The sequence below is a fragment of the Kineosporia mesophila genome (assembly GCF_021129235.1).
Classification (GTDB): Bacteria; Actinomycetota; Actinomycetes; order Actinomycetales; family Kineosporiaceae; genus Kineosporia; species Kineosporia mesophila.
In genome coordinates this window covers 234,498-255,921 of record NZ_JAJOMA010000001.1, presented here as the reverse complement: position 1 = coordinate 255,921, position 21,424 = coordinate 234,498, and the positions used below count along the sequence as shown (strand labels likewise).

Genomic DNA, 21,424 nt, shown 5'->3' with positions numbered 1-21,424 from the left:
GAGTGACGTGGGTCACGGAAGGGGCTTTAGACGGCCTTGCCCGGATTGAAGAGATTCAGGGGGTCGAGGGTCTGCTTGAGCGCGGCCTGCATGGCCTGCACCGGCGGCGGGAGTTCCTTGCGCAGGCCCTCCCGCTTGAGCAGCCCGATGCCGTGCTCACCGCTGACCGTGCCACCCATCCCGATCGCCGCGTCGAGGATCTCCTCGAAGGCGCCCTGGGCCGCGACCCGGGCCGCGTCGTCACCGGCCGGCACCAGGATCAGCGGGTGCAGGTTGCCGTCGCCGGCGTGGGCGATCGTGGCGATGGAGACGCCGTGCCGCTGCGCGATCTCGACCACCGCGGCGAGCATGGCCGGCACCTTCGAGCGGGGCACGCAGACGTCTTCGGTCAGCACCGGGCCGAGCCGCTCCAGCGCCGGGTAGGCCAGGCGGCGGGCGGCGAACAGGGCCTCGGCCTCCTGCTCGTCGGTGGAGACCGCCGCCCACAGCGCGCCGGCCTTCTCGAACACCTCGGCCATCGCCGCGGCCTCGACCTGCCCGGACTCCCCCGGGGTGTCGATCTGGGCCAGCAGCAGCGCCTCGGCGTCGGCCTCCAGACCCAGGTGCTTCCAGTCCTCGACGGCCTGGAGGCAGGCGCGGTCGAGCAGTTCCAGGGCGGTCGGCAGCAGTCCGGCCCGCGTCACCGCGGCGACCGCGTCACCGGCGGCGACCAGGCTCGGGAAGGCACCGACCACGGTGCGCGGGGCCTCCCGGCGGGCCGGGCGCAGGCGCAGCGTGACCTCGGTGACCACGCCGAACGTGCCCTCCGAGCCGACGAACAACCCGGTCAGGTCGTACCCGGCCACGCCCTTGGTGGTGCGCCGGCCCAGGCGCGTGACCGTGCCGTACTCCCCCGCCGGGCCGCCCACCACGACCTCGAGACCGAGCACGTAGTCACGGGTGACGCCGTACTTCAGGCAGCACAGACCGCCCGCGTTGGTGCTGACGTTGCCGCCGATCGTCGACCACGGGGAGCTGGCCGGGTCGGGTGGGTACCAGAGACCGTGCTCGGCCACCGCAGCCTTCAGGTCATCGTTCACCACGCCCGGCTGCACCACGCAGATCATGTTGTCCACATCGATCTCGAGCACCTGGTTCATCTGCGACAGGTCGACCACCAGGCAGCCGTCGATCGCGTTCGCGCCGCCCGACAGCCCGGTGCCCGCGCCCCGGCTCACCACCGGCACGTTCAGCTCGGCGCAGACCGCGACCGCCCGGCTGACCTCGTCCGTCGATTGTGCGCGCAGGGCTGCGAGCGGCTTTCCCACCGGCGCCCATTCCGCGTCGTCCTGACTCAGGCCGGCGAGTACCTCGGCGTCCACCACCAGCTTGGCCCCGGGAAGTGCGCGTTCCAGTGCTGCGAGCCGTCCGGCGGGTGACGTACTGATGACTGCCTCCTGGATGCGATGGTTCCGTCACCAGCATAGAAACCTGTTCGCGGGGCCTCCCGACCGCATCGTGCGCACCCCCGCCGGGCGGTGCGGCGTCACGGCAGTGGCGGCAGTCACTCCCTGGGAATAACGAGACAAGACTTTCCCGAGTTGAAGCCCGACAATTGATCGCCGCTCGCCTAGAGTGGTCCGCATGGTGGGGCATTCAGAACGTTTCGGCCCGGGTGTTCCGAAGGAACTGGACCGTTACCTCATCCCGAGCGAGCAGATCGTCTTCATGCTGCGCCGGCACTGGGTGGTGCTCGCCGAGCCGACCGCCACGGGCGTGCTCGGCCTGATCATCCTGGCCTGGGTGAGCAACCAGACCAGCGGCCTCTTCGTCCAGATCCTCACGGTGCTCTGGCTGCTGCTGCTCTCACGGCTGCTGCTCAAGGCCTGGGAGTGGTACGACGAGCTGTTCATCGCCACCGACCGCCGGCTCATGCTGGTGCACGGCATCGTCACCCGCCAGGTCGACATCATGCCGATGTCCAAGGTCACCGACATGCGGTACGACCGCACGGTGACCGGGCAGATCCTCGGCTACGGCAAGTTCGTGATGGAGTCCGCCGGTCAGGACCAGGCGCTGAGCACCATCAACTACATCCCCGACTCCGACCTGCACTACCAGCAGATCTCCCAGATCATCTTCGCGCCGTCCGAGCGCAAGCTCACGCAGAAGGCGACCGCGCCCGGTTCGCGGGTGCCGATCTCCGAGCCTGAGCAGGCCTGGTGGAGAAGGAAGAACTGAACCGGTAAAACGTGAATCGCCTGACCGCGTCCCGTAGGAGAACAACCGTGGTTGGGGGCTGAACGAACAGAAGCGGCCCGTGTCCTCGGACATCCGGGCCGCTTCCGTTTTACCGCCCGCTATTACGGATCACTGACATCGTCTGGTTGCCTACCGCTATTGGCCGCATACTCTGCGACGCGGGTCCAGGTTCGGAGACCAGAGACCTACGCCAGTTCACCCAGATGACCGACTTCGTTGCCTACAGCGCGTTCAGGCACCCCGACGAGAGGTTCATGGGGAACTGGTGTCCCGACCACCTGCACGACCTCGAGCTCGGCGGCAGCTGGATCTACCGACCCTGCGATGACTCCTTGCTCTCAAGAGCTGGGCGTCATCCGCGTCTACTTGTCCAGGGTCTTGAAACCGCCCGGCAGCTTCTTGCGCATGTTGCCGCGGAACTCGTCGAGGAAGAGCTCCCGGATCGCGTCGCTGTCGAGTGCGCCCGACACACCGGTGAGCTTGCCCTGGGACAGGCGTGAGCAAACCGTGGTCCAGGCCTGACCCACCGCCCAGGTGACGCTGGAGGCGACCACGGCCGCGATGCCGCCGCCCACCAGGGTTCCGGCGCCCGGCACCGTCTTGATCAGGCTGGTGACCAGGGAGCGGCCACCCGCCGTGGCCGCTGCCGTGGCCGCGAGCGCGGCGGCGGTGGCGCGGTCCACCCCGACGCCGTAGATGTGCGAGATCGTGGCCATCATCGTGAGCTGGATGGGGACCAGCACGGCGGCATCGGCGAACGGGATGGGGGTGGCGCCGGCTGCGGCGGCGGCTCCGACCGCGGCGCGGATCGCCTTGTCGGCGAGCTCGCGCTTGCGCTTCAGGTCGATCTTCTGCGCAGCCACGAGCGCTTCCTGAACTCCTGCCGGGGCAACGAGAAACGTGGCATCCAGCAGCTCCTGCAGGCCGTGGGCCTCCAGGCCGGCGAAGTCGTCGGACTTGGCGTTGGTCAGGAAGATCGACTGCGCGGCCAGGGGCAGATCGCGCTCGGCGATCACGTCGCGCAGGGCCAGGGCGTCGGGGTGGTGCCGGCCGTCGCGCATCGGAACCTGGGTGAGCACCAGCATCACCGGCAGGCCGAGTCGGTCCAGCCCCCGGATGAAGGCCTCTTCCGTCTCCTCGAACCGCCGGTCGCCCGCCCTCACGCAATACCAGGCCACGTGTACCTGCTCGGCCTGCGGCTGGCGGCGCATCTGCCGGATGTACTGCTCCAGCTCGGACAGGATGGTCTCGTCGTCCGTACCGATCTCCAGGCCACGGGTGTCGAGCACGCCGAAATGCCCGTCCGCGTGCATGTAGAGATGACTGCCCTGGGTCACCGGCTGCCCGATGCCCGTCTCAGCCACGTCCTCCCCGAAGATGGCGTTGACCAGCGTGCTCTTGCCCACACCGGTCTTGCCGAAGATGGCCAGGTTGAACCGGCCGATCTCGCGGGCCTTCTCGTCGAACGTGTCGCCGAACTGCTTGCTGAACCAGTCCCGGGGCGCGGGTGCCATGTCGTGATCCTCCCACCCGTTCCGTGGGCCGCCTCTTGGCAGCGCCGTGTGCTTGTGTACTGGCCTGATGACGCGTCAAACCCTGCGAACGTTCCTTCTTTCCTCGCGTGATCCGGGCCCGATTCCTTCCCACCGCACTGTTCGTGATCATGCCCGCTCCCGACGGGGGCGCGACCGCACGCGTCCCGGCTGGTTGTGTCTCAGGGCTCGGGCGGGAGTGTGTGCATTCGTCGCGCTGTACCCGCAACGAATGCACACACTCCGGGGATCCTCGCCCCACGCACGAAAGTCCCCGGCCCGCAGACGCGGACCGGGGACTTTCAGATGCCTGACTGCCCTGACGAGCGGCCCGGCTCGCGCCGGTCGACGAGCGGCCGTCGTGCCGGTGTCACAGCCGGCCTGTCAGTGCATGATCACCGGCTCGGCGTCTTCCGCGGGAGCACCGGTCGTGGCGGTGACCTGGGCATTGGCGCTACGGGAGCGGTACATGAGACCGGCGAGGACGGCACCGGCCACGAAGAACCCGCCGACCCAGGCGTAGGCCGTGCTGTAGCTCTGGATCTGGGCCTGCGCCAGGACCTGCTGCGTGGCGGGCTGGTGCGAGGCCAGGTAGGAGGTCGCAGCGGAGGCGGCCAGGGTGTTGATCAGCGCGGTACCGAGCGAACCACCCACCTGCTGGCCGGTGTTCACCAGCGCCGAGGCCACGCCGGCGAAGCGCGGGTCGACATTCAGCGTGGCGGTCTGGATCGCCGCGGGCATCATCTGGCCGAAGCCCATGCCCATCAGGACCAGCGGGACCACGATGCCGGGCCAGTACGAGCTGTTCAGGTCGAGCGCGGTCAGCCAGAACGCACCGGCCGCGGCGAAGATCATGCCCGAGGGCACCATGATGCGAGGGCCGAACCGCGGCAGCAGGAAGTTGCTGCCGATCTGCGCGGTGAACACCAGGGCCACGATCATCGGCAGGAACGCGAGACCGGTCTTGATCGGCGTGTACCCGAGCGTGAGCTGCAGGTAGTAGGTGAGGAACAGGAAGATGCCGAACATGCCGATGCCGGCCAGCAGCACCGAGAGGTAGGACGCCGAGCGGTTGCGGTCGAGCACGATCGACAGCGGCATCAGCGGGTGCTCGGCACGGGTCTGCCAGTACACGAAGGCGGTGCCGAGCACGACCGAGCCGATCAGCAGGCCGATGGTCACGGCGTTGGCCCAGCCGTGGGTCTCGGCGTGGGAGAAGCCGTAGACCAGGCCGAACAGGGAGCCGGAAACCAGGACAGTGCCGGGGACATCGAGCTTCGGGCGCGGACCGGTGCGGTGCACGTGCGGGAGGAAGAAGAGCGCCCCGATCACGGCGATGACCGCGATGACGCAGTTGACGTACAGGTTCCAGCGCCAGTTCAGGTTCTCGGTGAGGATGCCGCCGAGCAGCAGGCCGATGGCGCCGCCCATACCGGCGATGGCACCGAAGATGCCGAAGGCCCGGCGACGCTCCACCGGGTCGGTGAAGGTGGTGGCCAGCACGGCCAGAGCGGTGGGTGCGAGCAGCGCACCGAAGACACCCTGCAGGGCGCGCGCCGCGACGAGCAGGCCGAACGTCGGTGCGGCACCACCCAGCGCGGATGCCGCGGCGAAGCCGATGAGCGCGGTGATGAACGTGCGGCGGCGACCGATCAGGTCGGAGAGCCGGCCACCGAGCAGCAGCAGGCTGCCGAAGGTGAGCGAGTAGGCGGTGACGATCCACTGCCGGTCGCCGTCGGAGAAACCGAGGTCGAGCTGGGCGGACGGCAGTGCGATGTTCACGACGGTTGTGTCCAGCACAACCATCAGCTGAGCGAACGCGACCGTCGTCAGCGTCAGCCAGCGGGCTGAGGAGGCGGACGGCGTCGCCGGTGCGGTCTGGGACATGACGGCAACCATATACGAGACTCGACAGTTCCGAAACCAATAAGTTCCGGGAATAATCAGTTCCGGTACGTGTGAGTTCCGTAACCAGGTGAATCGCGCACCATCCGGGTACGATTTGCCGCAGGGCGTCGTTGTCCTCACCGAGGGCGACAACGTCCCGGACCGACAACGAGACAGAGGTGCCACGGCCATGACCACCGAGACCGCGAGAGATGCCGAACCTGCGCGGCTCGGTCGCAAGCGCGACCACTCCCGCGATCAGGACATCCTCGACGCGGCGCTCGACGTGCTCGCCGAGGTCGGTTACAACACCATGACCGTCGACATGGTGGCCACGCGCGCCAAGGCCGGTAAGGCCACGCTCTACCGCCGCTGGTCGTCCAAGGCCGAGCTGGTGGTCGACGCCATCGCCTGCATGAAACGGCCGCTGCCCCAGGAGCGGGACGGCACGTACGTCCCGCCGGACACCGGCACGCTACGCGGCGACCTGGTCGCGATGGTCAAGCCCAAGGCCGTGACCGACAGCAACCGCCACCTGAAGATCATGATCGGCGTGGCGTCGATGATGTCGCAGGAACCGCAGCTGTTCGAGGCCCTCACCGCCATCATGGTCAAGCCGCGGGTCGAGTCCTACCGCGTGGTCATGCAGCGGGCGATCGACCGCTGCGAGATCCGGCCCGATATCGATGTCGAGCTGCTGTCCTCGCTCGGCCCGGCGATGGCGATGTACCGGGCGATGTACGAGCAGCAGGCGCCGTCGCGGGAGTCGATCATCCACCTCATCGACACGGTGATCCTGCCCGCCGTGGGGCTGTCAGCGCCGCTGGAGAATGCGGACGAGTGAGTCCTTGATGCCGAGGGTGATCGCCTCGGCCTTGGCCCGGCCCTCGGCCGTGTCCGGGAACGGGCCCACGTAGACCACGTACCAGCCTTTGTTCATCGGGGCGTAGAGGTCCGACCGCAGCACCCCGGCGTCCAGCCCGGCCCGCCGCAGCTCCTGGGCCTCGGTCTGGGCCTGGGCCCGGGTGGGCCGGCTGGAGATCTGCACGACGACGAACGGGGCGTCGGCCTTCGGTGTCGGTGACGAGGCCCAGTCGGTGCGTGGGCTGCCCGCACCGACGGCGGCCATCGACGAGTGCGCGACCGTCGACACGACTATCACGAACGTGGTCAGCACCACAGCGAGGATCGGCCAGAAGATGTCGATACCCGGTGTCTGCAGCGACCAGCGGGACAGAAAGCCGGCTTCCCGAGTAACGGTCCCGCCTGATTCGACTGTGCCTTCAGCCTCGCCCGATGCAGACACTTCAGGGACTGGAGTGACCTGAGTGACGGTGGTGCCGTCAGAGGGCTGCCGTCGGTCTGCCCTCACCTGAGGGCTGCTGCTCAACTCCGTCACGATGCCCGCAGTCTAGGGCCTGTTGCCTCAGTTACCGCCGTAACGAGGAGATACCCGGTGGCCGGGCGGGGCTCGGCCCGGCGATGTGTCCACAGTGATGTGGCCGCAGTGATGTGGCCGCAGTGAAGTGGCCGCAGTGAAGTGGCCGCCCAACGTCGGCCTGAAGTCACCGCCCCCGACGGTCACCAAGCCCCAGCCAGTCCAACTGGCTCCGCCGCATCTGGGGTTCACCCCCGCTCAGAACGGCGCCGCCAGGAGCTCACGCTGGTACGTACCCGCGGCCAGCCAGGCCCGGGCCAGGTCGCCCCCGGTCTCGGTGGCGAGCCGGCCGAACACGTCACGCTCCGCGGGCTGGGCGGCATCGAGCAGTCGCTCCAGCAGGACGGACGCCGTGGCCAGCTGGTCACGGCGGAGCATCGCGGCCTCCGAGCGCACCTCCCGGGGAACACCGGGCACGGACAGCGTGCGTCTCCCTCCGGACACCACCCGTTCCAGTCGCCGCCGGTAGGCCAGGAGCGGATCGGTCACCTCGCCGGTCGCCGGGAACGGTGGCGGTGGCCCCGACGGACGCAGGAAACGTGACGACAGGCGGTCGAACCCGAGATCGGCGCGTCCTCCCAGGCCGGCCGGCAGCCGCAGGTCGCCACCTCCGACCGCGATCAGTTCCAGGGTGCCCGGGAGCCCGAGAAAGCGCGCCGGAGCGGCGAAACCGTTGACGTCTCCGGTCGGGGGCCGCGCGATCGCCAGCATCCGCAGGCCCGGCTTCGCGGCGAGCAGCCGGAGGTTGTCGCGGTGGATACGGTGCTGGTCACCCACCGGCCCGACGAGCCGCACCCCCTGACCCTGGTCGTCCACGGCCAGCAGGGCGTTCCGGTCGTCGCCGCACACCGTGAGCGCGAGCAGCCGCGGCCTGTGATCACCCGCGTTCGCCGCACCGGTATCCGCGTTCAGAGTACCGAACCGGTCCAGGAGCTGCGGTTCGGTCCATCCCACCCCGGCCGCCCGCACGGCCCGCACCCCGCTACCGCTGCCCAGCCGTCCGTCCGGATTCGCGGTGGCGGACGACATGATCATTCCCGCCCGTGACAGGTCCCGGTGCGACAGCCCGGTCTCCCCCACCGCCACCGGCCCCGCGGCCGACGACATGACCCGCTCCGCGTCACCGGGTTTGACGTCGGAGACCGACCACATCCGGCCCTCGGCGTCGGTCAGCCAGACCACCACCCCGGCGTACCCGGCGGAGCTGATCACCGGTTCCAGGCACAGCCCGGCCAGTCTCAGCCCACCCACCCCGGAGTAGACCGTGCGGGCCGTCCCCCGCCAGACAGAAGGATCACCCGTACCGGTCGACACCGCGTGCGCCACCGACAGAACTTCGAGTAGATCGGCCGTCAGTCCCGGCAGGGAGAACGAGGCGTCATCCGCCCGGGCCGCCCGCACCGCACTCACCACCCGGGTGGTCGCCGCGGCCAGGCGATTCAGCGCCCGGAGCCGCGCCTGATGCACCCCGGCCAGCAACTGCCCCTGCAGAGCCGCCCCGGCACCGGCGGTCCCGGCTTCGAGAAGGCGACCAGCCGCGTCCCAGATCATCTGGGCAGCAGCACGTTCTGGTGGTTTCCAAGCAACGGACGCCGTGGTCACCGAAGTCTCGGCCGCGGACCTGGTGGGAGTAGAGAAAATGGGTTTCGAAGCAGCGGGATTCGAGTGGGGAGTGGACGCGGCGGGGGTAGCCGCCGTCGGGTCGGGCACGGTCGGAGCGGACGCCCCGGGTGTGGGCTGCGCGGCAGCAGTAGCTCCGGTCCCGGCCGTGACCGACTCCGGCGCAACGAATCCAGCCACCACCGAACCCGGTTCCGCTACTTTCGAGGGATTCGCGGGCACCGGCGCCGCGGGACCATGCCCTCCTGTCGCCGCAGCCGGCGCCCCCGGCACGGTAGCCGCAGGACCCTGCACCGCGGTCTCACTCGTCGCCGGCCAGGAGGTTTCCGGATCCGGTGCCGCGCTGGCCCCGGAGACCTCCGGATCGCCGGACGCCGCCGACCATCCCCCTTCCGCCCGAGACCCTTCCCTGACCCGCCCCTCCTGCGCCGGATCGGCCACCGGGGCAACGCTCACAACCGCGGCCCGATGCAGACAGACCGGGGCGAGAAGGCAATCACAGATGACGTTCTCGGGCCTGCGGAGAGACCCGTCCTCGGGCGCCAGCGTGACCTTGGCGCCGCCGAGGTCGACGACACCGTCCGCGTAGTTCCATCCTGGAGATCCCGAAACCGTGGTGTCGAGACGTTTCTGCAACCGGTCGGGCAGGCCCGCGACAGTTGACGCCACCAGTTCCGGATCGGCCGGGGGGAGGTTCATCGCACCTGCTCCCCCACCCAGCGGGCCAGTTCGAGCGGACTGAGGGCGGCGACCGGCATACCGGCGCCGACCAGCTGACTCGCCACCGAGACGCTGTACCGCGCTGCTCCGGTCTCGTCCAGACCGGCACACCCGAGAACGTGCACACCCGCGTCCACCAGTAACCGCACCTGAGCCAGGAGCGGGCCGATCGATCCGCCCTCCTCGAAATCGCTCACCACCACGACCATCGTGCGACTGGGCACGGTGACGAGCTCACGGGCGGCGGCCAGGCCGGTCGCGATCGACGTGCCACCCCCGACCGAGACCTCCAGCAGCAGCGACAGCGGGTCGCTGACCACACCGGTGAAATCGATGACGTCGGTGGAGAAGGCGAGCAGGTGCGTGGTCAGAGAGGGCACGCCGGAGAGCACGGCGGCCGTGATGGCCGACCAGACGGTGGACGCCTCCATCGACCCGGAGACGTCGACGAGCAGGATGATGCGCCAGTCGGTGGTGCGTTTGCTGCGGGTACGGAACACCGGGTGCTCGGGGATGACGGTGGGCGTGCCGTCCGGAAGGTAACGGGCCGTCTTCAGATTCGCCCGGATCGTGCGGTGCAGGTCGATCGGGCCCCCGGGACGACGGGTCGGCCGGGACGAGGTGAGTCCGGTGAGCGCGGGGGTGAGCGTGCGCGACAGCTCCTGCGTGAGATCGGAGACCACCTTCGCCACCAGCGGACGCAGCCGGGCCACGGTGCGCTCGGGCAGCGCGCCGGCCAGCGAGAGCACACTGGTCAGCAGTTCGACCGAGGGCCGCGCCGAAGCCGGGTCGATGGCGAGTGCGGCGTCGACCCGACCACCGGCGGCCGCGGCCGCGAGCACCTCCTCGCGCACCGTGGCGCCGAACAGCTGGGTCAGGTCTTCCGACCACTCCCGCACGCCGGGGTAGGACGGACCGTCACCGGCGCCCGGTCCGCCCAGGTCACCGCCGGATCCCTCGCCCCGTCCCTGCCCGTAGAGCTCGTCCAGGGCCTGGCCGTACCGCTTGGCCTGTCCCTGCAACTGGTCCTGCTTCTGGCCGAGCACCAGCCGCCACCGGTCGGCCGGGGCCAGTGCGACGGCCGAGGCCAGCCCGCGCTCACGCAATGCTTCCAGGGCGTGGGCGTCGGCCTGCGCCCAGCGTCCGAGCAACACCGGATCGGTGGTCATGACCAGGTCGAGCCGGTCGTCCAGCCGGGCCTCGACCGCAGCCAGCAGACGGGCCCGCGCGGCCGGGGTGAGCACGTCGAAACCGCCTCGCACCGCCGGGAGACGGCGCAGGAACAGGTCGTCCGGCATCAGCTCGAGCCGGGCCAGCAGCGGGTCGATCACGTCACCCCCGGCCTCCAGCAACGGCCCGGCGACGATGAGCAGCCCGGACAGCCGGGCGGCCAGCTCCAGCGGGGTGTCCAGGTCGAGCCAGGCGGCGGCCCGGTCGCCGAGTCCGGCGGCGTCGTCCAGCCCGAGCAGCACCCGCACCGCCGACCCGGCGCCGCGCATGAGCGGACTGCCCTCGGTCGCAAGGCGTTTCAGCGCCGCATCCAGACGCATGCCGGTGCCCAGCCGGTCGTGGCGCACCACCAGGGCCAGGAGCGCGCGGGCGTCGGCCCGGTCGCTGGAACCGGCCAGGCCGTCGACCTGCCGGATCGCCGCCGTGTGCACCTCCTCCATGACCACGGCGAGATCGGGCAGGGCGTGGCCGGCCACCCCCGGCACGGTGTTCTGTTCCAGCCGGCTCAGCAGGTCGAGCCCGGCGAGCAGTTCGGGCAGGGTGGCCGTCGCGGGCAGCACCCGGGCGGTGTCGTCCAGCCGGTCGGCCGCCAGGCCCGGCAGCCCGCACCCGGCCGCGGCCAGGAGTCCGTCGAGCACCTGCTGGGCCGTACTGCCACCGTCGGCCCGTTCCCGTTCGCGCTGCCGGCGCAGTGTTCCCTCGGACGCCTGTTCCAGCGTCACCCCCAGCAGACCGGCGATCTCCGTCAGAGCAGCAGACGACGGGGTCCACTCGGCCAGCCACAGGGTGGTCAGCGCGGCCGCTGCCCCGACGCCCTGCACGTCGGCCGGGAGGGCGTAGTAGATGCCGCAGGCCTGGGTGCGCTGGAGGGCGACCTCGCGACGCCGGTCCAGCGGGCTGCGCAGCGGGTCGAGGCGCAGCTCCTTACGTTGCGGCTGATCGGGATTCGGCAGCTTCAGCTCTTTCAGCAAGGCTTCCAGCGACGGCCCGAGACCCGACCTGGGGGTGCCCGGGGCCAGGCGACCGCGGCGTTCCCCGACGAGTACTTTCTCCATCGCCTGGGCCACCACCCGCCCCCGGCCCAGCATCTCGCCCTGGGCCAGGACCGAGGTCAGTGCCTCCACGATCTCGCTGCGGCCCGGGGCGGGCAGCCCCCTCAGCCGCGCGAGATCTTCGGTCAGGCGCACGACCTCGCGCGCCTCACCCGGGCCGGCCGGGTGCCCTCCCTCGCGGACACCGGCGCAGACCTCCACCGCGATCCGCACCGCCGCCGACGAGACCCGCGCGGGATCGCCCCCGGCCCTCACCGTCTCGGCCTGCCACCGCGGGTCGCGGATACCCGCCGGATAACCGGAACGACTGTCCAGCAACGGATCCGCGTACGGAATCAGGCTCGTGGTCACGTCGGGCACCGGACGCGGCGCATCGAGCGGAGCCGCCCGCTTCCGCCCCGCCGGGTCGACCCCGTCCCCGTCCACCAGGGCCGGGGCGTGAAAAGCCCCGACCAGCAGAGCGATCCGCGCATCCGGCGTACGGCTCAGCTGATCGGCGACGACAGCCCGCATCTGGGCCTCACGCCGCAGGTCGACCCCGGCGACCCGGCCGTTCCTGGCTTCGTCGGCCCGCATCGCCCAGCCCACGGCGAGCGCCGCCCGCCGCACCTGTTCCGGCGTCGCCCCCGGAGCCGGTGCCTCGACGACGCGGTCCCACAGGTCGTCACCGTCACGGCCCGTCTGGGACCGGCGCAATGCCCGGGAGAAGAGATCCTCACGAGCAGGTTCCGGGACCGGTGGACCACCGTCGGCCATCGCGTTCTTCCGGGGCCCCCGGCTGCCCCGTTCTCCCCACCCGGCGTCGGCCAGGGGCAAGTCGCAGGGCACGATCTCCACGCCGTGCGCCACCGCCCACCGCACGGCCACCAGTTCCGGGGAGAAGTCGGCGAACGGGTAGAACGGCAATGGTTCCCCCGACCCCGCCAGCGCGACCGGTGCCACCGTGCGAGGGTGCCCCAGCCACGGCATCCACCGGGCGAACTGCGGTGGCATCTCGATCAGCAGGGCCTGCGGCCGGAACTCGTCGAGCAGCGCCGGGATCACCGCGGACAGAGCCGGCGAGTGGTGCCGCACCCCGATCAGATAGGGCCGCGCAGCAACCATTCCGGCCACCGCAGCCTGTGGTTCCGGCAGATCCGAACCAGGCGGGGCAGAGCCGGGCAGACGCGAACCAGGCAGCTCCGAGCTAGGCAGCTCCGAACCAGGCCGGGCCGAAACCGATGAGGACGATCCCGGCTCCACCGGTGTCTGCTTCTGGCGAGCCATCAGCTCACCCTTCGAGCCGGTCGCGCAGTTCCCAGACCTGACGCCAGAGCCGTCCGCCGCGCTCGGCCCGCCGCCGCACCGCGCCGTCCCAATATCCCAGGAGCCGGGCCGCGTCGGCCGGGTCGTCTTTACGCACCACCCCGAGCAGGTGGCCCGGCAGCAGGGAGAGCACGTCGCGCCCGGAGGGGAAGTACGCCGCGGCCAGCCCCAGCGCGGCCGCGACCGACACCGCCTCGGCCGTACTCATCACCGTGGACGGGCGCTCCACCTCCCAGCCCTCGACGGTGCTGCCGTTACGCAGATCGCGGAAGGCGGTGACCAGTACCTCGAGGACCGAGTCGTCGACCGTGAACGGCGCCTGCACCCGGTCCAGCACCGCCGCGGCCTGACGGCGCACCAGAGCGGTCTCCATCGCGATGTCGGCGATCGGATGCACCTGCTCGAAGTTGAAACGCCGCTTCAGGGCGGCCGACATCTCCGACACTCCCCGGTCGCGCAGGTTGGCCGTGGCGATCAGGCAGAACCCCGGTGCGGCGTGCACCGCCGAATCCGCGCCGGACAGCTCCGGCACCGCGATCCGCCGGTCGGACAGGATGCTGACCAGCGAGTCCTGCACCTCCGGCAGGCAGCGCGTGACCTCTTCGACCCGGGCCACGGCACCCGCCGACATCGCACTCATCACCGGGGACGGCACCAGCGCCGACCGGCTGGGCCCCTGTGCCAGCAGCGCCGCATAGTTCCAGCCGTACCGCAGCTGGTCTTCCGTGGTGCCCGCCGTGCCCTGCACGACCAGTCCGCTGGTGCCGCAAACTGCCGCCGAGAGTAACTCGGAAAGCATGGATTTCGCGGTGCCGGGCTCACCGACCAGCAGCAGGCCGCGTTCTCCCGCGAGTGTGACCACGCAGCGCTCGACCAGGGCCCGTTCCCCGACGAACTTCTCCGAGATCGTCCGACGCTGCGGCACCCCCTCGCGCTCACGGCCCTGCGGGAGCGACAGCGGACGCTCACTTCCGACCACGAACGTGACCACCGCCCGGGGCGTCAGCTTCCAGCCCGGTGGCCGTGCACCGTCGTCGAACGCGGCCAGGAACTCCAGCTCGGCGGCATACCGGTCTTCCGGCGGATCCACCTGCCGGGGAGCGGTGGCCACCGTCCTCCCGGTCGCGGCCGTTCCCGTCGTCTCGGTCATCGCCCTGCTCCTGCCCTGCTCGTCATCGTTCGCCGCTGCCCACGCCCGGCAGACACCCGGCCAGTCTCCCGGGCCCCGCTCACCACGCCGCACCCGACATGCGTCGCCGACCGGCCCGCCGGCCTCGGCACACCGTCAGACACACCGGCGCCCCTTCCGAATCTCATCGTCGCGCGTCCCGTCCGGTGCGGAGCGCATCCATCCTCGGCCCGTCCTCAGTGACCACCCGTTCCCACGCCGTGCCGTAGAGCTCCCGCACCGAGGTGACCGGAACCCCCAGGTCCAGCGGTGAAGTCCCGTCGGCCAGCAGCCCGAGCAGGGGCACCTTCCATGCCTCCACCGGCAGGCCCGGCGCCTTCACCGGAAGCCAGGCCGAGGGCAGGAACACTCCGCGACCGGCCCGGGCCCGCTGCCCCTCGACCACCAGCCCGGCCCCGAGCAGCGCCGTCGTGGCTGCCTTCAGCACGCGCGGTGTCCAGCCGTTCCAGAGCCTCACGTTCTTGTCCGTCGGATCGGGCAGCGCCAGCAGCTGCAGGTACAGCCGGGCCGCGTTCTCGTCCAGCCCCAGTCGGTTGCTCACCCGCTCCACCAGCTCGGGCACGCTGACCAGCGGATCCGGCAACCACCCCGAACCTTCCGGGGACTCCTGCCGGAGCTCGTCCACCAGCCGGGCCAGTCCGGCCCCGCGAGCGATCAGCAGGGCGGCCCCCGGCCGCCCGGCCGGTGTGCCCGCCAGTTCCAGCAGAGGCGCACCGCCGGAGTCCAGCGCGGTCGGCCGGACGTACACCTCCGTCGCCCACGGCCGGCTGACCAGATAGCCGGCGTCACCCAGCGCCAGGGTCTCCGTCGGACGCGGCTGGCCGGTCGGTGCCGGCGGCAGCCCGTAGACCTGACGCAACCCGTCCAGCCCGGCCTCCGGCTGCCCGGAGGCGAACGACAGCAGCAGGTCAGGGTTCTCGAGCCGTTGCCGCAGGGCCTCGTACACCCGGGGCAGGACCGCGCGGATCGGGGCACCCAGCGGCAACCGGTAGGCCAGCCAGAGCAGCCCGATGACGGTGTCGGCCAGGTGCGAATCCCGGAAACCGTGATTCTCTCCCTCGCCACCGTGCATCACCCGGTGCTCTTCCATCCGGCACCGCACGTCGGTGGTGAGCCAGGGCGTGGACTCCGGGGCCACCATTCCCTGCAGCACCGCGGACGCGTCACCCGCACCGCTGTAGGTGTTCTTCCGGGACGCGGCCAGATCGGCGACCAGGACGTCGGGCACCGGCACCCGGCGGCCGAACCGGGCGTTCCATTCCCGGGCCAGCCGCCCGACGTCGGGCCCCTGCTCCCAGAGATCGGCCGGCTCCTCGGGCATCGCCGCCCCGAGCAGGCGCAGCCGGTCGGCGGTCGTGAGCATCCGGTGCAGCGAATCGCGGGCCGCCTTCGCCTCGGCCACCTTCAGGCCCAGCTGCTCACGCACCGGCTTGGGCAGGAAGTTGTTCTCGTACGCGTCGATCCGCAGCAACCCGGTCAGCAGCAACGACGCCTCGACCCGGGTGAGCCCGGTCTCGCGCACCAGCTCGTCGACCGCCTCCGGCCTCCAGGGGGCCGGCCCGCGGGTCGCGACCAGCTCGAGCATCTGCCGCAGGCGGGCCTGGCCGCCCCAGCCCCACCCCTCGCGCGACCCGGCGATCGCGAAGCCCGCGACCGGGCCGAAATCTCCCCTCTCGGGCACGTACTCGATCGCGGTGAGCACCCCCCGGTAGGCCCCGTCGAGGTACTCGTTGCCCCAGCTCTGGGCGAACGCCTGGCCACCCCGGGTCGGCAGCAATGTGCCGATCTCGACGTCATTGGCCGAGGACGACTGCGAGGAGGTGAGTCTCAGCCGGCGCCAGTGCCCGTCCTGCTCGGCGAGCGGCGTCTGCGCCACGGCGGCAAGCAGCACCAGCAGCGCCGCCCGGTCTTCCGCCGGGGTGGTGGCCAGCCCCACCCTCAGGGCCAGGGCCCCCAGACCACCGATCACGGGGCTCCAGTCGACCGACGTCGACGGCACCTCGACCACCGCGGCCTGCTTGCGGCCCAGGCCGACCTTCGCCAGCAGGCCCTTCTTCGGCGGCCCGCCGGTGACCGCGGCGACCACGCCTTTCAGGTTCACGATCGTGTCGGGGGCCTCGTGGGAGCGGCTCCAGTAATAACTACGGACGTCGGTGAGCCCGCCGAGCGACCGTTGCAGATCCGTGTCGGTCGTCTTGGTTGGCACCGGAATGCCCTGCCCCGGAACCGGATCGACAGCCGTGGCCACCTCGGGAAGGATGACCTCCCCGGTGACGGGACGCGGCTTGATCTCCACGACGCCCGTGGTGACGGGCCGGGGCAGAGCGGTGATGCGCTGCACCTGCTCGGCCGCCGCCTCGGCCACGCCGGCCACGCCCAGAACCAGTCGCTCGTCACTGATCCCGGGCAGAACCGCACGAACGGCCTTGACCGCTTTTCCCTTCCGGGCGCCGTCGAGCAGAGCCCGGCCCTGCTCCCGGGTGATGACCCGCAGTGCCGCGGAACCGTTCTCGTCACGGGCGCGCAACGCGTGCCAGAACGCCACCGGCGGGATGTACGCCGTGCCCCGGGCGTAGACCGCCTCGGCCCCGCGCCGGCCCGTGACCAGCTCCGCGCCCCGGGCCTCACCGTCGGTGAAGGTGATACCGCCGGCCCGCCCACTGGCCAGCAGGGCCGCGGGCTCACCGCCGCCGGGCATCCGGATCGGGCCGATCGCCGCGGTCTGATGACTCATCCAGGCCGAGCCCGTCAGCCGCACGCTCAGCCGGGCCACCTCGCCGGTCACCGAGACAGCCTCCAGCGAGCCGTCTTCCCGTCGTACCGAACGCCAGCCGAGCAGACCGCCGGCCGCGCCGAACGGCGTGCTCGCCAGGCCGGGCCGCAGCGGGGCCAGCGCACACCAGTCATCGGCGAGTTCGGCCCCCTCGGCCTCCAGCCCGGCCTCGAAGAAGGCCGGACGCGATCGGCGCCCCGCATCCCCCGTCGCCGGGTCGTACTCACGCCACGACCGCCCGGAGTATCCCTCCCCCTCCAGCCGCCACCAGCCGGAGCCGTCGGTGGCCACGTCGCGGACCTTGCCCACGACCCGGTCACCGGGCAGCAGCGGACGGCCGCCGAAGGTGCGCCCGCCGCCGGGCAGCGGCAACGACGTGCCGAACCGGCTGAAGTAGTGGTGGGGCTGGTCGTTACCGGCCCGGAAGACCTCATCGGGCCGGTCGCTCCAGTACCCGTGCACCCCGTCACTGCTCTGCCAGGTCACCAGCAGCTGCCCGTCGACGTGGACGACGGACCGCGAGTAGTAGCCCGGTACGTCGGCCGGGATGCGGAAGGTGTGCCGCAGCAACACCTCGTGCGGGCCCACCACGACCGCCATCACCTTGTTGTGCAGGATCAGCTCGGGCCACGAGTCGGTGACCGAGAACGCCTCCTCGGTCCAGCCGTTCGGGTGCTGCTTCGGCTCGGGGAACTCGGTGACGGCCTGCTCGAGGGCCGGCCAGCCGAACTCGTCGAGCAGCCCGATGCGCAGGGTACGGGCCAGGACCTCGGCGACGTCGACCCCGGTGACCCGGGCATGGGTCTGCGGGCGCACCCCGAACACCTCGCCGTGCGCCGCGGGCCGCAACCGGTCGAGAGCGTCGCTCAGCGCGGGCAGCCCACCCTCGTCGACCTCGTCGGCCGCCTCTTCCAGCCAGGTGGCGAGCGCACCGCGGGTGCCCCGGGTCTCGTAGAACACCCGCACGTGGTCGAGGGGCAGACGCCCGGCACCGTCGCGGCCCACGCCGTAACCACCACGCAGGGCGTCGTTCAGGCCCAGCCGCATCGGCTGCCGGGCCCAGTCGACATCGGCCAGGGCGGCCAGGTCACGCCGACCGGGTGAGTCGTCGCGGCGCCAGCGCTGCAACGGGAACATCGGCACCGCCTGGCCTTCGGGCAGCTCGACGCTCAGGCCGAGATGAAGCACCAGGTCGAGCAGGTCGAGGTCGATCCCGGCCCCGAGCAACCGCAGCGGCTGGTTCTCGGTCTTCAGCCGGGCCTCCATGTGCTGCACCAGGTCGAGCAGACGGGCCGACCGCCGGGCGTTGCGCCAGCCCCGGGCCCGCCAGGCCGCGGCCCGGCCCAGCCAGCCGGACGAACCGTCGTCGGGACGGGCCTTCGGGTCGACGCCGTCGGTCTCGATCAGCCCGGCGAGCGCGCCGGTCTCGTGCAGCAGGCCGAACCAGAACTCCTCGGTGCCGCCCTGCTCGGCGCGAGGGAAGAGGGCGAGCAGCCGGCCGCGGATCGCGGGGTCGTGCCCGGCGAGCCGTCGGAGGGCGGGTGCGTAGGACTTCCAGAACGGCAACGGAGCGTGCGGCAGGGCCGGCGACTCGAGCAGGTCGGCGATGACGCGCTCTTCCTGCTGCTCCTGGTCGAGTTTCGCGGCCTTGACCAGGCGGCGCAGGTCGTCGGCCATCCCGGCGTAGGGCGGCAGGCCACCCGCGACCCGCTCGGCGCAGACCTGGCGGAACAGCTCGTACGCGGCCACCGGATCGGTGCGACCGGCGAGGTCCTTGGCGTACTGGGTGAGGGATTTGGCGTTCAGCGCGCCGTTGAACGCGAACTCCAGGAAAACATCTCGCTGACGGTTCTCGTCGATCGGCAGGGCGTAGACCCGCTCGGCCTCGCGCGCCTTGCCGAACATGGTGGCGGCACCCTGCTTGTTGTCGACCGCGATGAACGACCGCCCGGCCTGCTCGTAGAAGGTGGGCAGGAAGTGCGGCACCGAGGCCCCGAGCCGGGCGGCGAGTTCGACGAAACCGTCTTTCGCGGCCCCGGGGCGGCTCTTGGCCTGCCGGGCGAGCCGCTCGATGTCTTTCACCAGGGCCAGGGCGTGGTGCCCGTTGGCCGGGTCGTTGATCAGCGCCCAGGCCGGGAACCCGAGGGCCTGACGCCGGCCGGTACCGACGGGAACCGGCGGCCGGGCGACCTCGAACCCGAGGAACTCCAGCGCCAGGTCTTCGGCCTGGCCCAGGGTTTCGGGCACCAGCCGCACCACGACGCGGTCGTCCAGCGCCGGATGGCGATAGGCCCGGGCCGTCACCGTGTCGGTGGCCCCGGGCTCCCCGGCCACCGGGGAGCCCGAGGGCTCCGGGGACACGATCGCCCCGGCCTCGACCAGCCGGTCGCGCAGTGCTCTGCTCATGCCTGAACGCCCTTCACGCATCTTCGTCGTCGGTCTTGCGGCCCGCGTGGATGCGCGCGGCCATGCGGGCTCCCTCGGACCAGGCCACCGGGCCGATCCCGGTCAGGGGCACCGGCCGGGACTGCTCGTCCACCCAGCCGAGTTCGCCCGTCCAGGCGGGGGACTCGGGGTCGTCGGAGCCGAGCCAGTAGCGGGCGTCCAGCGCGTGCCCGTCTTCCCAGATGCGCAGACAGGCGTAGCCACCGCGCACGGCGTAACCCTGGGAGGTGGCCCGGCCGGTGAGGTGCCGCAACTGGGCGAACTCGCCGTTGGCCCAGTCACTGACCGAGGTGTCACGGGCCCGGAGCCCGGCCGGGCGTGGCGCGATCTCCCGGAAAAGCTGCGAGACAGCCTGTTCCACCTGGAGATCGGCGACGAACTCGCGCAGCTCGTCAAGATCGGCCAGCAGCACCGGATGCGGCACCACGACGGCCCGGGCGGGCACGAACACCGTGTCACCGTCGAGCGTGACCAGCCCGATGCCCTTCTCCCGGTCGACCGCCCGCAGCAGGCCGACCTCACCGGTGGAGGACGGGTCGGCCGCCGAGGCCAGAGGACGCACGACCAGGTCGCGCAGGGCCCGCTGCCAGGACTCGTCCGGCCAGACCTCGGCCAGCACCCCCAGCGGCACCGGCAGCGATCGGACCATCCAGGTCTCGACCTGGACGAGGCAGCTCGCCTCGTGCCGGGCGAGCCACTCGACAGTCTGGCGCAGCTGCACCACGACCGGATCGTCTTTCAGAGAGGCCGGGACACCCTTCAGCAGGCGCCCGGCCTGGTTACGGCACCTGACCCGGCCCTCGACAAGAGCCACTTCGTGCCCGCTCGCGGTCTTCGTCCAACTCACGTCACGGACGCTACCAACGCCCACCGACAATTTGATGAGCCGGACCGGTGAAGCCCGGACGAAGCGGAGCGGGCCGGGCCCCGAAGGACCCGGCCCGCTCCAGGAACAACCCCTTAGGCCGCAACCTTGCCGTAGGTGCTCCAGCGGGCCGTCGCATCTCCCCTCCGGAGGCTGTCGACCCGGAACCGCCACTGCGGGCGCAACCCGGGGTTCGCCGCCAGCACCGGCAGCACGCTGGTGACCAGCTGCAGCTCACGCAGCCGGCGCAGCACCGGGAACCCCGCCCAGGACTGCACGTCCTGCCCGTAGGCCCGGGCGAAGCGCGCGGCGAGATCGCCGCCGTAGTCGAACCGCAGCGCGCCGACCGCGATCGGGGTCAGGTCCCATTCCCGTGGACCCCAGCAGGTGGAGTCGAAATCGCACAGCACCGGACCATTCTCGCCGACGATGACGTTTCCGAGGAACGAGTCGCCGTGGATCAGGCCGGCCGGCAGCAACGGTTCCAGATCGTTCAGCGCGGCCAGTTCCGTTGCCACCGCGTCGGTCTCGGCCTGGAGGAACGTCAGGTCGTCGAGCGCCAACGGACCGGCCGAGGCGATGCGGCGGCGGATACCCGCCACCGGGCCCCACCGCACCAGGGTCACGGAGGGCGACTGCACCGGCATCGGGCCGGTGTTCTGTCCCGGCACCGAGGGACGCTTGCGGCTACGGCCCCGCCGGGCGGGGACGACCGGGGCGGCCGGAGCCCGGAGCGGTACGGCGTGCACCGCCCGCAACAGGGTCGCGAGGTCGTCGGGCACCGGCTCGCGCACCGGCCGGACGTCGTGCCAGACCGTCACCTCGTGCCCGCGGATCATCAGTGGCTGGTCGTCGGGCAGACCGGGCGCCGTGAACAACCGCACCGCGGGCACCCCGTGCTGTTCGAGCAGCCGGGCGACGTGCACCACCCGCCGGGCCCGCTCCCCCACGGCGGCGGACCCGGCGATACGGAGCACCACCCCGGAGTGGGGCAGGCGCAGCACGGCGTTGTTGGTGAACTTCAGGACGGTGTGGCCCCGGGGATCCAGGTCCAGCAGCCGGCAGGCGGCACTCACCGTCGCGGTGATCTCCGCCGGATCCATCGCAGGGCGATCGAGCCCGGGACT

Annotated in this window: 12 protein-coding genes; 2 read left to right on the top strand and 10 right to left on the bottom strand. The window is 71.3% G+C overall.

The window, feature by feature from the left end:
- Window positions 1-26 precede the first annotated feature (26 nt).
- Window positions 27-1,367: an FAD-binding oxidoreductase gene (locus LR393_RS01085; protein ID WP_345718769.1), complete on the bottom strand. Its 1,341-nt coding sequence runs from the start codon at window positions 1,365-1,367 to the stop codon at window positions 27-29.
- 256 nt (window positions 1,368-1,623) lie between these two features.
- On the opposite strand from LR393_RS01085, the gene LR393_RS01080 reads away from it, so the two are divergent.
- Window positions 1,624-2,220, top strand: a complete 597-nt coding sequence (locus tag LR393_RS01080) for a PH domain-containing protein (protein ID WP_231480943.1) — start codon at window positions 1,624-1,626, stop codon at window positions 2,218-2,220.
- Window positions 2,221-2,603: 383 nt separating this feature from the next.
- Here LR393_RS01080 and LR393_RS01075 read toward each other — a convergent pair whose 3' ends face one another.
- Window positions 2,604-3,755: a GTPase family protein gene (locus LR393_RS01075; RefSeq protein WP_231480942.1), complete on the bottom strand. Its 1,152-nt coding sequence runs from the start codon at window positions 3,753-3,755 to the stop codon at window positions 2,604-2,606.
- Window positions 3,756-4,157: 402 nt separating this feature from the next.
- On the bottom strand, window positions 4,158-5,660 hold the full coding sequence (locus tag LR393_RS01070) for an MFS transporter (protein ID WP_231480941.1): 1,503 nt from the start codon (window positions 5,658-5,660) through the stop codon (window positions 4,158-4,160).
- A 190-nt stretch (window positions 5,661-5,850) separates the two neighbouring features.
- Here LR393_RS01070 and LR393_RS01065 point away from each other — a divergent pair, with 190 nt between their 5' ends.
- Window positions 5,851-6,504: a TetR/AcrR family transcriptional regulator gene (locus tag LR393_RS01065; RefSeq protein ID WP_231480940.1), complete on the top strand. Its 654-nt coding sequence runs from the start codon at window positions 5,851-5,853 to the stop codon at window positions 6,502-6,504.
- Here the strand turns inward: LR393_RS01065 and LR393_RS01060 are convergent.
- The 7 genes from LR393_RS01060 to LR393_RS01025 form a co-directional block, all read right to left on the bottom strand.
- Window positions 6,475-6,837 (bottom strand): SPOR domain-containing protein, encoded by a 363-nt coding sequence (locus LR393_RS01060; protein WP_231480939.1) that lies wholly within the window; start codon window positions 6,835-6,837, stop codon window positions 6,475-6,477. The two genes, LR393_RS01065 and LR393_RS01060, sit on opposite strands and share 30 nt — an antisense overlap.
- A 459-nt stretch (window positions 6,838-7,296) precedes the next feature.
- Window positions 7,297-8,649 (bottom strand): hypothetical protein, encoded by a 1,353-nt coding sequence (locus LR393_RS01055; RefSeq protein WP_231480938.1) that lies wholly within the window; start codon window positions 8,647-8,649, stop codon window positions 7,297-7,299.
- A gap of 764 nt (window positions 8,650-9,413) precedes the next feature.
- On the bottom strand, window positions 9,414-12,824 hold the full coding sequence (locus LR393_RS01050; protein WP_231480937.1) for a DUF5682 family protein: 3,411 nt from the start codon (window positions 12,822-12,824) through the stop codon (window positions 9,414-9,416).
- Between the two features lie 166 nt (window positions 12,825-12,990).
- The gene (locus LR393_RS01045; RefSeq protein ID WP_231480936.1) at window positions 12,991-14,175 is read right to left on the bottom strand and encodes an ATP-binding protein; all 1,185 of its coding nucleotides are present in this window, start codon (window positions 14,173-14,175) and stop codon (window positions 12,991-12,993) included.
- Window positions 14,176-14,338: 163 nt separating this feature from the next.
- Window positions 14,339-19,393, bottom strand: coding sequence for a hypothetical protein (locus LR393_RS01040; protein WP_269326455.1), 5,055 nt, complete (start codon window positions 19,391-19,393; stop codon window positions 14,339-14,341).
- A 13-nt stretch (window positions 19,394-19,406) separates the two neighbouring features.
- A complete protein-coding gene (locus LR393_RS34835; RefSeq protein ID WP_331282891.1) occupies window positions 19,407-20,279 on the bottom strand; it encodes a DUF4132 domain-containing protein in 873 nt (290 codons plus the stop codon).
- Window positions 20,280-20,392: 113 nt separating this feature from the next.
- Window positions 20,393-21,400, bottom strand: coding sequence for an aminoglycoside phosphotransferase family protein (locus tag LR393_RS01025; RefSeq protein WP_231480934.1), 1,008 nt, complete (start codon window positions 21,398-21,400; stop codon window positions 20,393-20,395).
- Between the last annotated feature and the right edge of the window lie 24 nt (window positions 21,401-21,424).